Here is a 15,136-nt window from a genome sequence, read left to right as displayed (position 1 = left end):
CGGCTCAGACGGCCTTGCTGCCGACGTCGGATCGCGCCGCGGTCGGCGCATTGTTGTGCTCGATGGACTTCGCAGGCTCGGGCTTCTCGGCGGGCTTGTCGTCGTCCTGCATGCCCTTCTTGAACGCCTTGATGCCCTGCGCCACGTCGCCCATCAGATCCGAAATCTTGCCGCGGCCGAACAGAAGCAGGACCACTGCGATCACCAGGACCCAGTGCCAAATGCTGAGTGAACCCATCCTGCAACCCTCCAAACACACATAGCCGGGGACCCGGCGATCTTCACCGAAACCTAGGCTTGGCAGGTGTCAAAAACAAGGACCTAGGCAGAGCCAATTCGCTGTCGGCACTACGTAATCTTGCTAGTGTTAACCGGTCGCAGGGCGCCGGTAAAACGCCGAGACCTCACTCTTCGGTGCCGCCTTCGCCGCCCCCCTCATGGCCGCCCTCCGGCGCTTCTTCCGGGGTCTCGGGCTCGACCGCGGGCGCCAGGGCCAGATCAAGCTCCTCGCCGGGTTCCAGGGGATCCTCGTCTTCACGCAGCTGTGGGTCGTCCGACGGGGTCGGCACGCTGAATCCGGTCGGCAGGCGCGAATCCAGCAGGCCTGTGCCCTTCAACTCCTCAAGGCCCGGCAGATCGCCGAGCTGTTCCAGGGTAAACTGCGACAGGAAGTCCTCGGTGGTTCCGAAGGTCAGCGGACGGCCGGGCGTCTTGCGGCGGCCGCGCGGCTTGATCCAGCCGGTCTCCAGCAGCACGTCGAGCGTGCCCTTCGAGGTGACGACGCCTCGGATCTCCTCGATCTCGGCGCGCGTCACCGGCTGGTGATAGGCAATGATCGCCAGCACTTCGATCGCCGCGCGCGACAGGCGGCGGGTCTCGGTGCTCTCCCGCGTCATCAGCCAGGCGAGATCGCCGGCCGTGCGGAACGTCCATTTGTTGGCGACGCGAACGAGATTCACCCCGCGCAACGAATAGTCGGCCTGCAGCTGCTCGAGCGCGGCCTTGACGTCGACGCCCTCGGGCATGCGCTTGGCCAGCGTCGCGGTATCCAGCGGTTCACTCGAAGCAAACAGCAGCGCTTCCAGCAGCCGCAATTCCTCGGGACGCGCCTGGGTTTCGTTCTCCATCGGCTCGGCCTCTTCTACCCGCACTTCAGCCAGGCTTGCCATGGTAGCTTCTCCTTCTTGCACTTAAGCGACCGGCGCATCAGGCGCAGGAGCTGCGTCCGGCACCGGCTTGGGGCGCCCCTTCCGGAAATAGATCGGCGCAAACGCCTCTTTCTGGTTCAGCTCCAGCTGACCTTCGCGAACCAGCTCCAGCGCAGCGGCGAAGCTCGAGGCGAACACCGTCGCGCGCTGGGTGGGATCGGCGACGTGCCGGACCAGGAAGTCGTCGAGCACGCCCCAATCGTCCTGCTCGCTAATGCTGCCGACCAGCCGCTCCAACGTGGCGCGCGCCTCGGCGAGCGACCACACCGTGCGCTTGGCCAGATGCACGCTCGCCAGCACGCGCGACTGGCGCTGCGAGGCGTAGGCGGTGAGCAAATCGTACAGCGTCGCCGTATATTTCGGATGCTTGATCTCGGCGATCTGCTCGGGCTCGCCGCGCGGGAAGATGTCGCGCAGCAATTGCTGCCTGTTCATCAGCCGGTTGGCGGCTTCGCGAATGGCCTCGAGCCGACGCAGCCGATTGGCGAGCGCGGTCGCCATCTGCTCGGCGCTCGGGCCTTCCGCGCTCGGCGGCTCCGGCAGCAGCAGGCGAGACTTCAGGAAGGCGAGCCATGCCGCCATGACGAGATAGTCGGCGGCAAGCTCGAGCCGGATCTTTCGCGCGGCTTCGATGAAGTGGAGATATTGGTCGGCCAGCGCCAGGATCGAGATCTTGGCGAGGTCGACCTTCTGCTGCCGCGCCAGCGCAAGCAACAGGTCGAGCGGCCCCTCATAGCCCTCGACATCCACCACCAACGCCGGCTCACCCTCGGCAAGCTCAGCAGGCCGCCCGGTTTCAAACGATAGGATTTCTGCGGTCATGCGGATGCCGTGTTTGCCCGTGCGATCAATGCGTCCAGCTCCATGCGTGCAGCGACGCGATCGAGCGATTGCGGCGCCTTGCGCGCGGCGAGCGCGGCGTTCGCCCGCTCCAGCGCCCGGCCCGACAGCTCAGGTGTCTGGCCGGCGACCTCGCGCATCTCCTCGATATTGCCGTTGCAATGCAGCGCCATGTCGCAGCCGGCCGCGAAGATGGCGCGGGTCCGCTCGGCGATATTTCCCGACAGCGCGTTCATCGACACGTCATCACTCATTAACAAACCCTGGAACCCGATTGCGCCGCGAATCACGTCAGCAATCATTGTCGCAGATGTCGTCGCCGGATGGGCGGGGTCGACCGCGCTAAACACAACATGTGCAGTCATGGCCATCGGCAGGTCCGACAGCGGCTTGAAGGCCGCGAAGTCGGTCCGTTCCAGCTCGGCTCTCGGCGTGTCGACCGTCGGCAGCTTGAAATGGGTGTCGGCAGTGGCCCGGCCATGGCCGGGGATGTGCTTGAGGACCGGCAACACGCCGCCCTGCTCCAGACCCTCGGTGACCGCGCGGGCAATGGCCGCGACCTTGCCGGGCTCGGTGCCATAGGCACGGTTCCCTATGACGGCGTCAGCGCCCTCGACCGGCACGTCAGCCAGCGGCAGGCAATCCACGGTGATGCCGAGATCGGCCAGATCGGCGGCGATCAGGCGGGCCGACAGGCGCGCCGCGGTGAGCCCGAGCGCCGAATCAGTGTCGTACAGGGTCGAGAAGACGGCGCCCGGCGGATAGACCGGCCAGTGAGGCGGACCCAGGCGCTGCACTCGTCCGCCCTCCTGGTCAATCAGGACAGACGCGTCGGCGGCACCCGCCGCCGTCCGCAATTCCGTAACCAGTGCAGTAACTTGAGCCGGCGTCGCGACATTGCGCTTGAAGAGGATGAAGCCCCATGGGCGCTGGTCGCGGATAAACTCCCGCTCGACTGCGGTCAGTTCCGTTCCGGATACACCGGTAATGAAGGCCCGCGTGCTCATAACGGCCGATTAACCCTGACCCGCGAGGGGGTCAAGGAAACGGCCGTTAATTCCTCTGGACGAAGCAGGCCGACAGGCCTGCGGACTTCAGGCTGTTGCAGGCCTGCGTCGCCTCCTCGGCCGAAGCATAGGGCCCGGCGAAAGCGCGGTAGACGACGCCCTTGCCCTTGTCGGTAAGGTCGACGCGCTTGATCACCGGCGAACGGGAGCCGAGCACGCTGCCATACTTGCCCTGAAGCACGCGGTACGACGCGGCGGCGCTATCCTCGCTTTGCTGCGAGGAGACCTGCACGATGTAGCCGCCACCGCCGCTGCTGGCGGGCGCGATCTGGGTCGGAGTGGTCGCAGCCATCCGCTGCTGCGGTTCGGCAGCCGGGACCGATTGTGGCGCCAGCGACATCGGCTGATTGGCGCTGGCATTGGCCGAGGTCGGCGGATTGCGCGGCGCGGCCGGTGCAACGGGTGCAGCAACAGGCTTTTGGGCAGCCGTGGGCCTGGCGGCAGCGGCCGATTGCGGCGTGGCGCTATCGGTCTGATCGCCCTTCACGGCGACGGTCCTGATCGGGCGCGGCGAATTGTTCGGCAGCGTGCCGTTGCTCGCGCCCGGCGGCGGTACCGAGGACGGCGACACGCTCGCCACCGACGGCGGGTTCGCATTCTGGTTCAGCGGCGGGAACACAACACGGGGACCGCCCGCCTTGGCGTTGACGTCGACCGGCGCCTCTTCGCGCGGGACGATCTTCTCGGAGCCATCGCCGATCGCCATGCGATCCGGCACCTTGGTCGAGGCATCCGACGGCGCCGGCACGATCTTGGTCGGGGTATTGTCGGCCCTGATGATCGGCGGCTCGCCGCTGCGGGGCGAACCGACATAGGTCTTGTAGGCAAAGGCAGCGCCCGTGCCGACCACGGCCAGCGCCAGGATCGCCGCGACCGTCATCATGCCGCCGCGCTGCTTCTTGGGCTCTTCGAGCTCGGCCTCCGGATAGTCGCTTTGATACGCGTAGGGATCGTCCGGATAGGCCGGCTCGCGCTGATAATCCTGCTCGCCTGCCTCCAGCCGGCCGTAGAGCGCATCGTCGTAACGCGCCGGATCGGGCTGCTGATGCGGCTCCTGATAGGCCGGCTGTTGATAAGCTTGATCCTGCTGCGGGTAAGCCTGCCCCGGATAGGCGTGATCCTGGTAGGCCTGCGGCTGATGAACATCAGGCTCGGGCGCAGCGGGTGGGGCCGAATAGCGATGCAGCGGATGAACCGGATTGACGGCTACCTGATAATCGGGCTCCGGGGCCGGCGGCGGCTGCACATTGGCGCGGCGCATCCATGAGGGCGGCCCGGCCGGCGGCGGCACGGTCGGCTCGGCGTCGTCCTGCTGATAGTCGTCGTCCGGATAGCCCTGTGCGGGCGCAGCGGCTGCCGGCGGATGAGCGCCAGGCCGCGATTGCGCAGCAAATGGATCGGTCTGTCCGATCAGGCGGGCGAGCTCGGCCAAGGGATCGCCTTCCGCCTTGCCATACTGGCTGCCACCGCGACCATAGTCATCGGAGGGAAACGGTCTGTCCTGATATCGTTCGGCCATCGTGATGATGCGTCCCTTCGGGAAAGCCGCGCGCCCCTCGACCAAGGCACGGCCTTCGACCCACAAGGCTTTCAACCAAGTCTAAGCGATCCGGCTTCTGCCGGTTACCCCCGATATTCCCCTTAAGTAGTTCGCCCCAAACTACCGCATCTCGTTCGGAGCATGGACGCCGAGGATGGCGAGGCCCGATGCCAGAACCGAGACGACGCCCTGGACCATGGCCAGCCGCGCCTTCGTAAGCTCTGCATCATTATTGATAATGAAGCGTAAATAGGGCAAATCGCGCCCCTTCGTCCAAAGTGCATGAAATTCGCTGGCTAAATCATAGAGATAAAAGGCAATTCGGTGCGGCTCGTGGGCGCTAGCCGCGGCTTCCAGCATGCGCGGAAATATTGCGAGCCGCTTGAGCAGGTCAAGTTCGACGGGGTCTGACAGCCGCTCCACCGCCGACTCAGCGAGCCAGGCGATCCGCTCGCCGGCATCCTCGGGGAGTTCCGGGAACACCTCCGTCCGCGCGTTGCGAAAGATCGAGTGGCCGCGGGCATGGCCGTATTGAACGTAGAACACCGGATTGTCGCGCGACTGTTCCATGACCTTGGCGAGGTCGAAGTCGAGCACCGCATCGTTCTTGCGGTACAGCATCATGAAGCGGACCGCGTCCTGGCCGACCTCATCTACCACCTCACGCAAGGTGACGAAGTCCCCGCTCCGCTTCGACATTTTCACCGGCTCGCCGTTGCGCAGCAACTTCACGAGCTGGACGATCTTGACGTCGAGCGCGCCCTTGCCCGACGTCGTCGCCTTCACCGCCGCCTGCATGCGCTTGATGTAGCCGCCATGGTCGGCGCCCCAGACGTCGATCATCTCGGCGAAGCCACGATCGAACTTGTTCTTGTGGTAGGCGATGTCGGAGGCGAAGTAGGTGTAGGAATTGTCCGACTTGATCAGTGGACGATCGACGTCGTCGCCGTAGGCGGTCGCCTTGAACAGCAGCTGCTCGCGGTCTTCCCAGTCCTCGACCGGCGCGCCTTTCGGCGGCGGCAGGCGGCCCTCGTAGATGTCGCCCTTGGCCTTCAGGAAATCGATGGTCTCGGCGACCTTGTTGTTGCCGGTTTCGATCAGCGAGCGCTCGGAGAAGAACACGTCGTGGCGGATGTTGAGGGCGGCGAGGTCGTCCTTGATCTCGTCCATCATCATCGCGATCGACTTGGCGCGCACCGCGGGCAGCCACTCGGCTTCGCTCTTGGCGAGGAGCTTGTCGCCGTGCTCCTTCGCAAGCGCCTGTCCGACCGGCTTCAGATAGTCACCGGGATAGAGCCCGTCCGGGATCGCGCCGATGTCCTCGCCGAGCGCCTCGCGATAGCGCAGGAACGCGGAACGCGCGAGCACGTCGACCTGCGCGCCGGCGTCGTTGATGTAATATTCGCGCGTGACGTCGTGGCCTGCGAACTGGAGCAGGCTCGCCAGCGCGTCGCCGAACACGGCGCCGCGGCAATGGCCGACATGCATCGGCCCGGTCGGATTGGCCGAGACGTATTCGACATTGACCTTGGAGCCGCCGCGGACGCGGCCGTAGTCAGCGGCCTCGCGCAGCACGGTCCGCAGCGCCTCGGCCCAGGCGGCCGGCTTCAAGGTCAGATTAATGAAGCCGGGACCGGCGACGTCGACCTTGGCGATCAGGGCGTCGGCGCGCAGCCGCTCGGCGATCTGCTCGGCGAGATCGCGCGGCTTGGCCTTGGCCTCTTTCGCCAGCACCATGGCGGCGTTGGTCGCCATGTCGCCATGAGAGGCATCGCGCGGCGGCTCGACCACCACGCGCGAAAAATCGATGCCCTCGGGCCAGTTGGCTTCCACGGCCAGCGTACGGCAGGCGGCGTGCACGCGTGCAAGCACGTCGGCGAACAAATGCGGTGCTGAGGATGTGTCGGGCATGGCCGCCGCCTAACGCAAATCCGGGGTCGAGTCAAAAAGCCGCTGGTGCTCAGTGAGGGCGAAGCGGTCGGTCATTCCGGCAATGAAATTACCGATCCGGCGGGCCCGGTCCCCCTCATTGTCAGCCTCCGCCCCCAGCAGCCATTCCGGCGGCAGTTCGGCCGGCACCTTCAGGTATTTCGCGAACAGGTCGAACAGGATCTGCTCGGCCTCCCCCATCACCCGCATCACCCGCTTGTGACGGTACATGTGCTGGTAGAGGAAGCGCTTGATGGCGGCCTCTTCCTCGGCGACCTCGGCGGGGAACGCGATCAGCGCCCGGCTCTGCTGGCGGACGTCCTGGGCCGATTGAGGTTTGAGGGCGGCGAGGTTCCTCTCGGCCTCCGCGAACACCGCGCCGATCAGGTGCGAGATCAGTTCGCGTACCAATTCGGCGCCGCGCCGGAGGTCTTCGAGATCGGGATAGTGCGCTGAAGTCCCGGCGATGATTTCAGCCGTGAGCGGCATCACCTTGAGATCGTCGAGATGGAACAGGCCGGCGCGCAGGCCATCGTCGATATCGTGGGCGTCATAGGCGATGTCGTCGGCGATGGCAGCGACCTGCGCCTCCAGCGAGGCGAAGCTCCACAATTCGAGGTCATAGGTCTTGATGTAGTCGGCGATCCCGACGGGAATGCCGTGCTCGCGATAGCGCCCGACCGGCGCGCCGCTGCGGTCGGTCAGCGGACCGTTATGCTTGACGATACCCTCCAGCGATTCCCAGCTCAGGTTGAGCCCGTCGAATTCAGGATAGCGATGCTCGAGCGAGGCAACGACGCGGAGCGTCTGGGCGTTGTGGTCGAAGCCGCCAAAGTCCTTCAGGCAGGCGTCCAGCGCCCGCTCGCCGGCATGGCCGAACGGGGGATGACCGAGATCGTGGGCCAACGCCAGGGTTTCGGTGAGGTCCTCGTCCAGCCCGAGCTGCCGGGCCAATGCGCGGGCGATCTGGGCCACCTCCAGCGAATGGGTCAGCCGGGTGCGGTAATGATCGCCCTCGTGGAACACGAACACCTGAGTCTTGTACTTCAGGCGGCGAAACGCGGTGGAATGGATCACCCGGTCGCAATCCCGCCGGAACGGGCTGCGGGTTCGGCTCGGCGGCTCCGCAACCAGCCGGCCACGGCTGCGGTCGGGATCGCAGGCATAGGGCGCATGGGGGGCAGCCATTCCGACGGACACGACGAATTTAGTCCCTATCCATTTGATTCTGCGTATCCTTGCACTTAACTATGCCGGGCGCGGGATACCAAATGAATTGGGCAAGTGAACTTGGTATGACCGCGGGACTATCGGAGACGAGCCATGACGACCGACGTGACCATCAGTGACCGCGCCGCACGCCGAATTGGAGAGATCCTCAAGGGCGAAGGCACAGGCGCGATGCTGCGCATCTCGGTCGAGGGCGGCGGCTGCTCGGGTTTCCAGTACAAGTTCGACATCGACCGGGCGCGAACCGACGACGATCTGGTGATCGAGCAGGACAACGCGGTGGTGCTGGTCGATTCCGCCTCGCAGCCGTTTCTGGCGGGATCGCAGGTCGATTTCGTCGACGATTTGATCGGCGCCTCGTTCCGCGTCAACAACCCCAACGCCACCGCGTCCTGCGGCTGCGGGACCAGCTTCTCGATCTGACCGGCTAAGCGCCCGTCATCTGCCTCTCCTCGTCCGTCCACTCGACATCGACCGGCATCAGCGCCGGCTGAAGCGGTGCGTCCTCCGACATCGTGTGGCCGTCGAGCGCGCGCAGCAGCGCGGCGACAAGCGCCGGCTTGCGCAGCGGCTTGGCGAGGAAATCCGACATGCCTGCCTCGCGGCAGATGCTGACGTCCTCGGGGAAGGCGTTGGCCGTCAGCGCGACGATCGGCAAGGCCGCCAAGCGACCGCCTTGCGCACGGATCGCGCGGGTGGCTGCAAGCCCGTCCATGTCCGGCATGCGCACGTCCATCAGCACCACGTCGTAATGGCCCTCGGATGCTGCCGCGACGGCTTCAGTCCCGTCGGTGACGACGCGCAGCTCGACGTCGAAGGCCCCCAACATCTTGCTCACGACCATGCGGTTGACCGCATCGTCCTCCGCGACCAGCACCTTCAACGGCCGATCGAGGCCGGCGATACGGGCCTTGAGCTCCTCGGCCTCGTCTTGGCCGGCCGTCTGCTCGGAGGCCTGCCCCTGGCTCCAGGGCAGCACCAGCGTGAAGCGGAAGGTCGAGCCCTCGCCGGGCGTCGAGGTGACGCCGATGGTGCCGCCCATCTGCTCGATGATGCGCCGGGAGATCGCAAGTCCAAGCCCGGTGCCACCGAAGCGGCGGCTGATCGAGGCATCGGCCTGCGCGAAGTCGCTGAAGAGCTGGCCGAGCTTTTCGGGGGCGATCCCGATGCCGCTGTCGGTCACCGTCCATTCGACGGTCGCCAGCAGGTCTCGGCGGGCCTGGCAGGTCGCGCAGATCGTCACCTCGCCCTCATCGGTGAACTTCACCGCGTTTGACGCGAGGTTGAGCAGCACCTGGCGGATGCGCGCGACGTCGCCGCGCAGCGTCGGCGGCAGGTTCGGGTCGAGCTCGACCTTGATCGCCAATCCCTTGCTCTTGGCGCTCGCGCGCGCGACGTTCGCGACCGTCTCGACCAGCGCCTGCGGGGCGAAGTCGATCGCCTCGAAGGCGAAGCGTCCGGCCTCGAGCTTGGACAGGTCGAGGATGTCGTTGAGGATGCGCTGGAGATTGTCGCCGGACTCGCGGATCGTGGTGACCGCCTCGTGCTGCTCCGGATCGAGCTTGGTCTCCAGCAGCATGCTTGCGAGCCCGAGCACGCCGTTCATGGGCGTGCGGATCTCGTGGCTCATCACCGCGAGGAAGTCCGATTTGGCACGGCTCTCGGCCTCGGCCTTTTCCGCGCGCCAGCGCTCGGTCACGTCGCGCCCGAAGCCGCGATAGCCGAGGAACTGGCCCTCGCGGTCATAGGCGGGCTTGGCCGTCAGCGACCACAGCCGCGCATCGCCGCCGGCGACGACCTTGAGGTTCATCTCGTGCAGCGGCTCGTTCTGCTCCATCAGGCCGACCACGTTATAGGCCGCGCTCTTCTCCTCGGGGCAGAGCATGTCGAGCACGTCGGCGAAATACGATCCCTTCAGCAGCGGCAGCGGCAATTGCGCAACGTCGGCGAAGCGTTGGGGCACATCGATCAAATGTCCCTCGGCGTCGGTCTGCCACAGCCAGTCGCTGGCGTTCTCCTGGAAGTCCTTCAGCAGCAGCGAGATGATCTCGGTCTGCCGCTCCAGCTCGAGCTGGGCCTTGAGATTGCCGAGGAACAGATTGCCCTGCGAGACGATGTTGCGCGCCATGAAGAAGGCGAACAGCAGCAGGAACACCGCCGTCACCAGATACGGTCCGGTGCCGCACAGCAGCAGCGCTCCCGCGCAGCCGACCGTCATGGTGGCGAGATAGACCAGGCCGGCGCGCGGGAAGGTCGAGAACGTGAAGGCGCCGCCGGACATCATGCCGACCATCAGGCAGGCCAGGATCAACTGGCTGGTCGGCTCGATGCGGCTGAACAGAGCGAGCGGTAGCGCGCCCCAGATCGCGGCGAGAAACACCGCCTGGCGCAGCATCTGACGCGCGGCGCGTGGCGAGGCCTCCTGCGGCGGGTTGCGATGCGACCGCCGCCATGAGCGCACCGCCAGCGAGGCGGTGGCGGCGAGGGTCAGGCCCCAGATCGCGAGGAAGTCGTTCCAGCCGCGGCCCCAGAACAGGATCAGCACGATGCCGACGTTGAGCATCGTCACCGCCATCGTCACCGGGATCAGCCGCGTCACGGCGTCGATCTGCTTGGCGCGGATGCGGCCGATCTCGCGCTCGCTGAGGCCGGCGGTCAGGCTGTCCTCGATCTCGAAGCCGCCGAGCCAATACAGGAACGCGCCGATCAGGCCGTCACGCGGCTCGGTTCGCTTCATCGATTTGTCCGGCCATCCCATCCGAGGAACCCTTTGACGATCAATCGCCTGCCGCCTGCTTAAGCCGGGTTAATTTTGTGGGAGATTTTGCGGCGTCCTTGACGGGCGCGTTTGCAGTTTGTTCTAACCATGGCCCCTGCCCGGAGCCCGCCGACATGACCATCAGAGTTGCCACCTGGAACGTGAACTCGGTCCGGCAGCGGATCGACCTTCTGCTGACCTGGCTGAAGGAATGCCAGCCGGACATCGTCTGCCTGCAGGAGATCAAATGCGTCGACGAGGCTTTCCCACGGCTGGAGATCGAGGCGCTCGGCTACAACGTGGTCACCCACGGGCAGAAGACGTTCAACGGCGTTGCCCTGCTCTCCAAGCTCCGCTTCGACGAGACCAAGTCGGGCCTGGCCGGTGACGATGAGGATGCCCACGCCCGTTTCCTCGAAGGCGTGGTGACGCTGAAGTCCGGCGTGCTGCGCATCGCCTGCCTTTATCTGCCCAACGGCAACCCGGTCGGGACCGAGAAATATCCCTACAAGCTCAAATGGATGTCCCGGCTTCTTGACTATTCGAAGGAGCGTCTCAAGACCGAAGAGCCGCTGATCCTCGCAGGCGACTTCAACGTCATCCCGCACGCCCGCGACGTCCACAATCCCGCCGCCTGGACAGAGGATGCCCTGTTCAAGCCCGAGACGCGGGAGAGCTTCCAGTCCCTGCTCGGCCTCGGCCTGACCGACGCCCTGCGGGCCGTAACCGACGAGCCGGGCCTCTACACCTTCTGGGATTACCAGGCCGGCGCCTGGCAGAAGAATCAGGGCCTGCGGATCGACCATCTGCTGCTGTCGCCGCAGGCCAGCGACCGGCTCGCCAATGTCGGGATCGACAGCTATGTGCGCGGCTGGGAGAAGCCGTCGGACCACGTACCGGTGTGGGCGGATCTGGATCTGGAGGCGGCGTGAACGGAAGCTGGATCGGCGGATTACGCCTTCGGCCGATCCGCCCTAAGGCACCGGAGTCGGGGATTTACTCCCGGCGGCCCTGCACCCACTGCTCCAGCATCTGCAGGCACATGGCGCGGTCGTCGTCGGAGGCCTTGGCGAAGGCGCGGTTGTAGTTTTCCTTGATCCAGGTCTCTTCCGTGCCGGCGCTGTCCCGCGCCAGCGTCAGCCACATCAGGCCGCGCGCAGCCTGCCGCGGCAGGCGGTCGCCGTTGAACAGCATCTGGCCGAGCAGTGCCTGGGCCTGATGCTGGCCCTTCTGCGCGGCAAGGCCGAGCCAGCGCGCGCCATACCGGAAATCCTCGCGCGAAGCATCCGGCGTCTTCAGGTAGAGCCGGGCGAGATCGTATTGCGCGTCGGCATTGCCGAAATAGGACGCCGCATAGGAGAACATCTCCCGCGCCCGATCCGGATCCGACTTGATCTTCGAGTTCGGGATGCCGCTGAGATAATAGCGGCCGAGCGCGACGAAGGCGTTGGCCACGATCTGCGCCTGCGGCGCCGACGGGCTGTCCTCGGCATGCGCATTGGCGATCCGGCTGAAATATTCGAAGGCGCGCAGATCGTCCTGGGCGACGCCGTCGCCATTGGCGTACATGCGGCCGAGCTTCCACTGCGCGATGGGGTGACCACCCTCGGCGGCATATTGCAGCGCACTGAGAGAGGTCTCCTGAGGCACGGCCGCCGGTGCGACCTTGCCACGCGCGGTCGCCGCGGGGCCTGGCAAGGCGGTCACGACCGGGATGGTGGCGTCTTTCGGGTTGACCGGCGCGCCGTCGAAGGCAAGCGCCGGCACGGCCAGCGCACTGGCCCCCAACACGAACGCAACTATGGCACGCCTAGATGTCCGCATAGCACTGCTTCTCGTGCGCGCCGCCCGGATGGGTCACTGCCCCCCCGACCGCTGGTCCAACCTGTTGAGCATATTTCCAGAGCGCACCTGACGTGTGGTTAGTCGCGCGAGCGCTCCATTTGGTCTTGCGCTGGGCGAGCTCGGCGTCGCTCAATTTTACGTTAAGGGTACCGGCGACGGCGTCGATCTCGATGATGTCGCCGTCCTCGAGCAGCCCGATCGGGCCGCCAATGGCCGCTTCCGGCCCGACATGGCCGATGCAGAAGCCGCGGGTGGCGCCGGAGAAGCGGCCGTCGGTGATGAGCGCGATCTTGCCGCCCATGCCCTGGCCGGTCAGCGCCGCGGTGGTCTGGAGCATTTCCCGCATGCCGGGGCCGCCCTTGGGCCCCTCGTAGCGGATCACGATGACTTCGCCTTCGCGGTAGGTGCGCTTCTGGACCGCCTCGAAAGCATCCTCCTCACGGTCGAAGCACCTGGCCGGACCGGTGAACCTGAGGTTGGACATTCCCGCGACTTTCACGATCGCACCTTCTGGCGCCAAATTACCCTTCAGACCGACCACGCCGCCAGTGACGGTGATGGGCTTGTCTGCCGGGTGCACCACGTCCTGGTGCGGATTCCATTTCACGCTCTTGAGGTTTTCGGCGATCGTACGGCCCGTTACGGTGAGGCAATCACCGTGCAGGAAGCCGTTGTCGAGCAGCGTCTTCATCAGAAGCGGTATGCCACCTACTTCAAACATGTCTTTGGCGACATAACGGCCACCCGGCTTCAAATCCGCGACATATGGTGTCTTTTTGAAGATTTCGGCGACGTCGAACAGGTCGAACTTGATGCCGCATTCATGCGCGATTGCCGGTAGGTGCAGCGCAGCATTGGTCGAGCCGCCGGACGCCGCAACTACGGCAGCAGCATTCTCCAGCGCCTTGCGGGTGACGATGTCGCGCGGCCGGATGTTCTGGGCGATCAGCTCCATCACCTGCTCGCCCGCGGTCATGCAGAAGGCATCGCGGATCTCGTAGGGTGCCGGAGCGCCGGCCGAGTAAGGCAGTGCAAGGCCGATCGCCTCGGAGACAGTCGCCATGGTGTTGGCGGTGAACTGGGCGCCGCAGGCGCCGGCCGAGGGGCACGCCACGCGCTCGATCTCGTCGAGGTCCTCGTCCGACATGGCGCCGACCGAATGCTTGCCCACGGCCTCGAACATGTCCTGCACGGTGACCTGCTGCCCGCGGAACGTGCCGGGCAGGATCGAGCCGCCGTAGATGAAGATCGAGGGCACGTTGAGGCGGACCATCGCCATCATCATGCCCGGCAGCGACTTGTCGCAGCCGGCGAGCCCGACGAGCGCGTCATAGGCATGGCCGCGCACGGTCAGCTCGACGGAATCGGCGATGCATTCGCGCGACGGCAGCGAGGAGCGCATGCCGTCATGGCCCATGGCGATGCCGTCGGTCACGGTGATGGTGCAGAATTCGCGCGGGGTGCCGCCGGCCGATGCGACACCCTTCTTCACCGCCTGCGCCTGGCGCATCAAGGCGATGTTGCAGGGCGCGGCCTCGTTCCAGCACGAGGCGACGCCGACGAAAGGCTGGTGGATCTGCTGTGTGGTCAGACCCATGGCGTAGAAATAGGAGCGATGGGGCGCGCGCGAGGGACCTTCCGTCACGTGACGGCTCGGCAGCCTCTGCTTGATGTCGGTCTTCGCGTCCATCGCAAACCAGCTTCCCCGGTCGACCTTTTCAGACCCGAAAAATCAGAGCCAAGATTTGAATCGACCTTGGGATTTCTCGTCGCCGTCGAAGGCTGCCGCTGCCCTAAAACATTAGAGTGATTTTATTCATGTTCGGGTGTGGCCAAAAAGCGGCGGCGATGCGAACCACCGGTGATGAAGGTTAAATCCAGAATGAGTGTTGCGGAGACACCACAATCGTTACCGCGAAGACACGGGATGGACTACCGAGATACCCTTATGGGAAAGGCGCTCCACAACCTCAGATTTTTACCTCCAATCTCACCTCCGAGTACGCTCTACGACGCGGTGACCACCGTGGCCGAGTCGGGCGAGCTCCCTTACGATTGGCTTTCGCCTTACGTCCCGCACAAGCTGAAACCCGAAGCATTGCTGCCGGGACCGAGAGGGCCCGGCACGCGGCGAGATGGGCCCCGGCTCTGCAGCGCACCGCAAGCGCTGCGCTGCGTCCGGGGCACGAGAGGAGAGTTTGACGTAGGCTCTCTCCTCGCTTGTCATTGCGAGCGGAGCGAAGCAATCCAGAGTCTATCCACCGAGAGATTCTGGATTGCTTCGTCGCAAGGGCTCCTCGCAATGACGCTGAGGCGGCAGGTGGGTTCTCCATGTCTCGCTGTCATTCCCCGCGCAGGCGGGGAATCCAGTACGCCGCGGCTTCTCGGTTCAATCACTGCCGTCTCGGAGTACTCGATCGTCCGGTCCTTATGCGCAATTGCGCACTGGCCGGGCGATGACACTGAGTGTGTGGTTGCAGACGCGCCATTTCGTTCTCGCGGCGGATTTCGCCCGAGCTTTGCCTTGGTCTCGCTACCCTCTTGAGCCAAGAGGGCGCAGGGAAGGCCGGGTGCCGGCTGGCACCCGCGGTCCGCTGCGCGAAATGCACACGCAGAAAGAACCGCACAGCAGCATACAGGTGTCGCCGATCACTCGGCCTTCCCTGCGCGATGGCTGGACGGCTTATGCCGTGATCTCCCGGGAGCCGACCATTCCTTT

12 protein-coding genes are annotated in these 15,136 nt (G+C 65.4%); 2 read left to right on the top strand and 10 right to left on the bottom strand.

Going from position 1 to position 15,136, the window contains the following annotated elements:
• Window positions 1-4: 4 nt before the first annotated feature.
• The 7 genes from C7G42_RS18890 to C7G42_RS18860 all read right to left on the bottom strand — a co-directional run bounded on the left by C7G42_RS18890 (window position 5) and on the right by C7G42_RS18860 (window position 7,772).
• Entirely contained in the window at window positions 5-238 is a 234-nt protein-coding gene (locus tag C7G42_RS18890; protein WP_106950490.1) for a twin-arginine translocase TatA/TatE family subunit, read from the bottom strand.
• 166 nt (window positions 239-404) lie between these two features.
• Complete coding sequence (gene scpB / locus C7G42_RS18885) at window positions 405-1,169, bottom strand: SMC-Scp complex subunit ScpB (protein ID WP_199580998.1); 765 nt, start codon at window positions 1,167-1,169, stop codon at window positions 405-407.
• Window positions 1,170-1,190: 21 nt separating this feature from the next.
• The gene (locus tag C7G42_RS18880; protein ID WP_094890436.1) at window positions 1,191-2,030 is read right to left on the bottom strand and encodes a segregation and condensation protein A; all 840 of its coding nucleotides are present in this window, start codon (window positions 2,028-2,030) and stop codon (window positions 1,191-1,193) included.
• Window positions 2,027-3,055 (bottom strand): beta-N-acetylhexosaminidase, encoded by a 1,029-nt coding sequence (gene nagZ, locus C7G42_RS18875; RefSeq protein ID WP_106950488.1) that lies wholly within the window; start codon window positions 3,053-3,055, stop codon window positions 2,027-2,029. Before nagZ ends, C7G42_RS18880 begins: the two co-directional genes overlap by 4 nt.
• 46 nt (window positions 3,056-3,101) lie before the next feature.
• Complete coding sequence (locus tag C7G42_RS18870) at window positions 3,102-4,634, bottom strand: SPOR domain-containing protein (RefSeq protein ID WP_106951044.1); 1,533 nt, start codon at window positions 4,632-4,634, stop codon at window positions 3,102-3,104.
• A 141-nt stretch (window positions 4,635-4,775) separates the two neighbouring features.
• Window positions 4,776-6,566, bottom strand: coding sequence for an arginine--tRNA ligase (gene argS / locus C7G42_RS18865; RefSeq protein ID WP_106950487.1), 1,791 nt, complete (start codon window positions 6,564-6,566; stop codon window positions 4,776-4,778).
• 9 nt (window positions 6,567-6,575) lie between these two features.
• Window positions 6,576-7,772: a deoxyguanosinetriphosphate triphosphohydrolase gene (locus C7G42_RS18860; protein WP_245427809.1), complete on the bottom strand. Its 1,197-nt coding sequence runs from the start codon at window positions 7,770-7,772 to the stop codon at window positions 6,576-6,578.
• A gap of 135 nt (window positions 7,773-7,907) precedes the next feature.
• Between C7G42_RS18860 and erpA the strand changes: the two genes are divergently transcribed.
• Window positions 7,908-8,237 carry an iron-sulfur cluster insertion protein ErpA gene (erpA, locus tag C7G42_RS18855; protein WP_094890440.1) on the top strand — a complete coding sequence of 110 codons (330 nt, stop codon included), beginning with the start codon at window positions 7,908-7,910 and terminating at the stop codon, window positions 8,235-8,237.
• A gap of 4 nt (window positions 8,238-8,241) precedes the next feature.
• On the opposite strand, the gene C7G42_RS18850 is transcribed toward erpA, so the two are convergent.
• Complete coding sequence (locus C7G42_RS18850; RefSeq protein WP_106950485.1) at window positions 8,242-10,572, bottom strand: ATP-binding protein; 2,331 nt, start codon at window positions 10,570-10,572, stop codon at window positions 8,242-8,244.
• A gap of 134 nt (window positions 10,573-10,706) precedes the next feature.
• Here C7G42_RS18850 and xth point away from each other — a divergent pair, with 134 nt between their 5' ends.
• Complete coding sequence (gene xth / locus C7G42_RS18845; protein ID WP_106950484.1) at window positions 10,707-11,504, top strand: exodeoxyribonuclease III; 798 nt, start codon at window positions 10,707-10,709, stop codon at window positions 11,502-11,504.
• Between the two features lie 64 nt (window positions 11,505-11,568).
• Here xth and C7G42_RS18840 read toward each other — a convergent pair whose 3' ends face one another.
• Window positions 11,569-12,396, bottom strand: coding sequence for a tetratricopeptide repeat protein (locus C7G42_RS18840; RefSeq protein WP_106950483.1), 828 nt, complete (start codon window positions 12,394-12,396; stop codon window positions 11,569-11,571).
• The gene (gene ilvD / locus C7G42_RS18835; protein WP_106950482.1) at window positions 12,383-14,107 is read right to left on the bottom strand and encodes a dihydroxy-acid dehydratase; all 1,725 of its coding nucleotides are present in this window, start codon (window positions 14,105-14,107) and stop codon (window positions 12,383-12,385) included. Before ilvD ends, C7G42_RS18840 begins: the two co-directional genes overlap by 14 nt.
• Between the last annotated feature and the right edge of the window lie 1,029 nt (window positions 14,108-15,136).

Origin of the sequence: Bradyrhizobium sp. MOS003 (assembly GCF_003020125.1) — a bacterium.
Lineage (GTDB): Bacteria > Pseudomonadota > Alphaproteobacteria > Rhizobiales > Xanthobacteraceae > Bradyrhizobium.
Note: the sequence above shows the minus strand (reverse complement) of the source record. Positions and strands in the feature narration are given on the sequence as shown.

Bases quoted from the DNA above. Each gene is read 5' to 3' on its own strand.
- C7G42_RS18890 (WP_106950490.1), bottom strand. From the start codon at position 238: ATGGGTTCACTCAGCATTTGGCACTGGGTCCTGGTGATCGCAGTGGTC.
- scpB (WP_199580998.1), bottom strand. From the start codon at position 1,169: ATGGCAAGCCTGGCTGAAGTGCGGGTAGAAGAGGCCGAGCCGATGGAG.
- C7G42_RS18880 (WP_094890436.1), bottom strand. From the start codon at position 2,030: ATGACCGCAGAAATCCTATCGTTTGAAACCGGGCGGCCTGCTGAGCTT.
- nagZ (WP_106950488.1), bottom strand. From the start codon at position 3,055: ATGAGCACGCGGGCCTTCATTACCGGTGTATCCGGAACGGAACTGACC.
- C7G42_RS18870 (WP_106951044.1), bottom strand. From the start codon at position 4,634: ATGGCCGAACGATATCAGGACAGACCGTTTCCCTCCGATGACTATGGT.
- argS (WP_106950487.1), bottom strand. From the start codon at position 6,566: ATGCCCGACACATCCTCAGCACCGCATTTGTTCGCCGACGTGCTTGCA.
- C7G42_RS18860 (WP_245427809.1), bottom strand. From the start codon at position 7,772: ATGGCTGCCCCCCATGCGCCCTATGCCTGCGATCCCGACCGCAGCCGT.
- erpA (WP_094890440.1), top strand. From the start codon at position 7,908: ATGACGACCGACGTGACCATCAGTGACCGCGCCGCACGCCGAATTGGA.
- C7G42_RS18850 (WP_106950485.1), bottom strand. From the start codon at position 10,572: ATGGGATGGCCGGACAAATCGATGAAGCGAACCGAGCCGCGTGACGGC.
- xth (WP_106950484.1), top strand. From the start codon at position 10,707: ATGACCATCAGAGTTGCCACCTGGAACGTGAACTCGGTCCGGCAGCGG.
- C7G42_RS18840 (WP_106950483.1), bottom strand. From the start codon at position 12,396: ATGCGGACATCTAGGCGTGCCATAGTTGCGTTCGTGTTGGGGGCCAGT.
- ilvD (WP_106950482.1), bottom strand. From the start codon at position 14,107: ATGGACGCGAAGACCGACATCAAGCAGAGGCTGCCGAGCCGTCACGTG.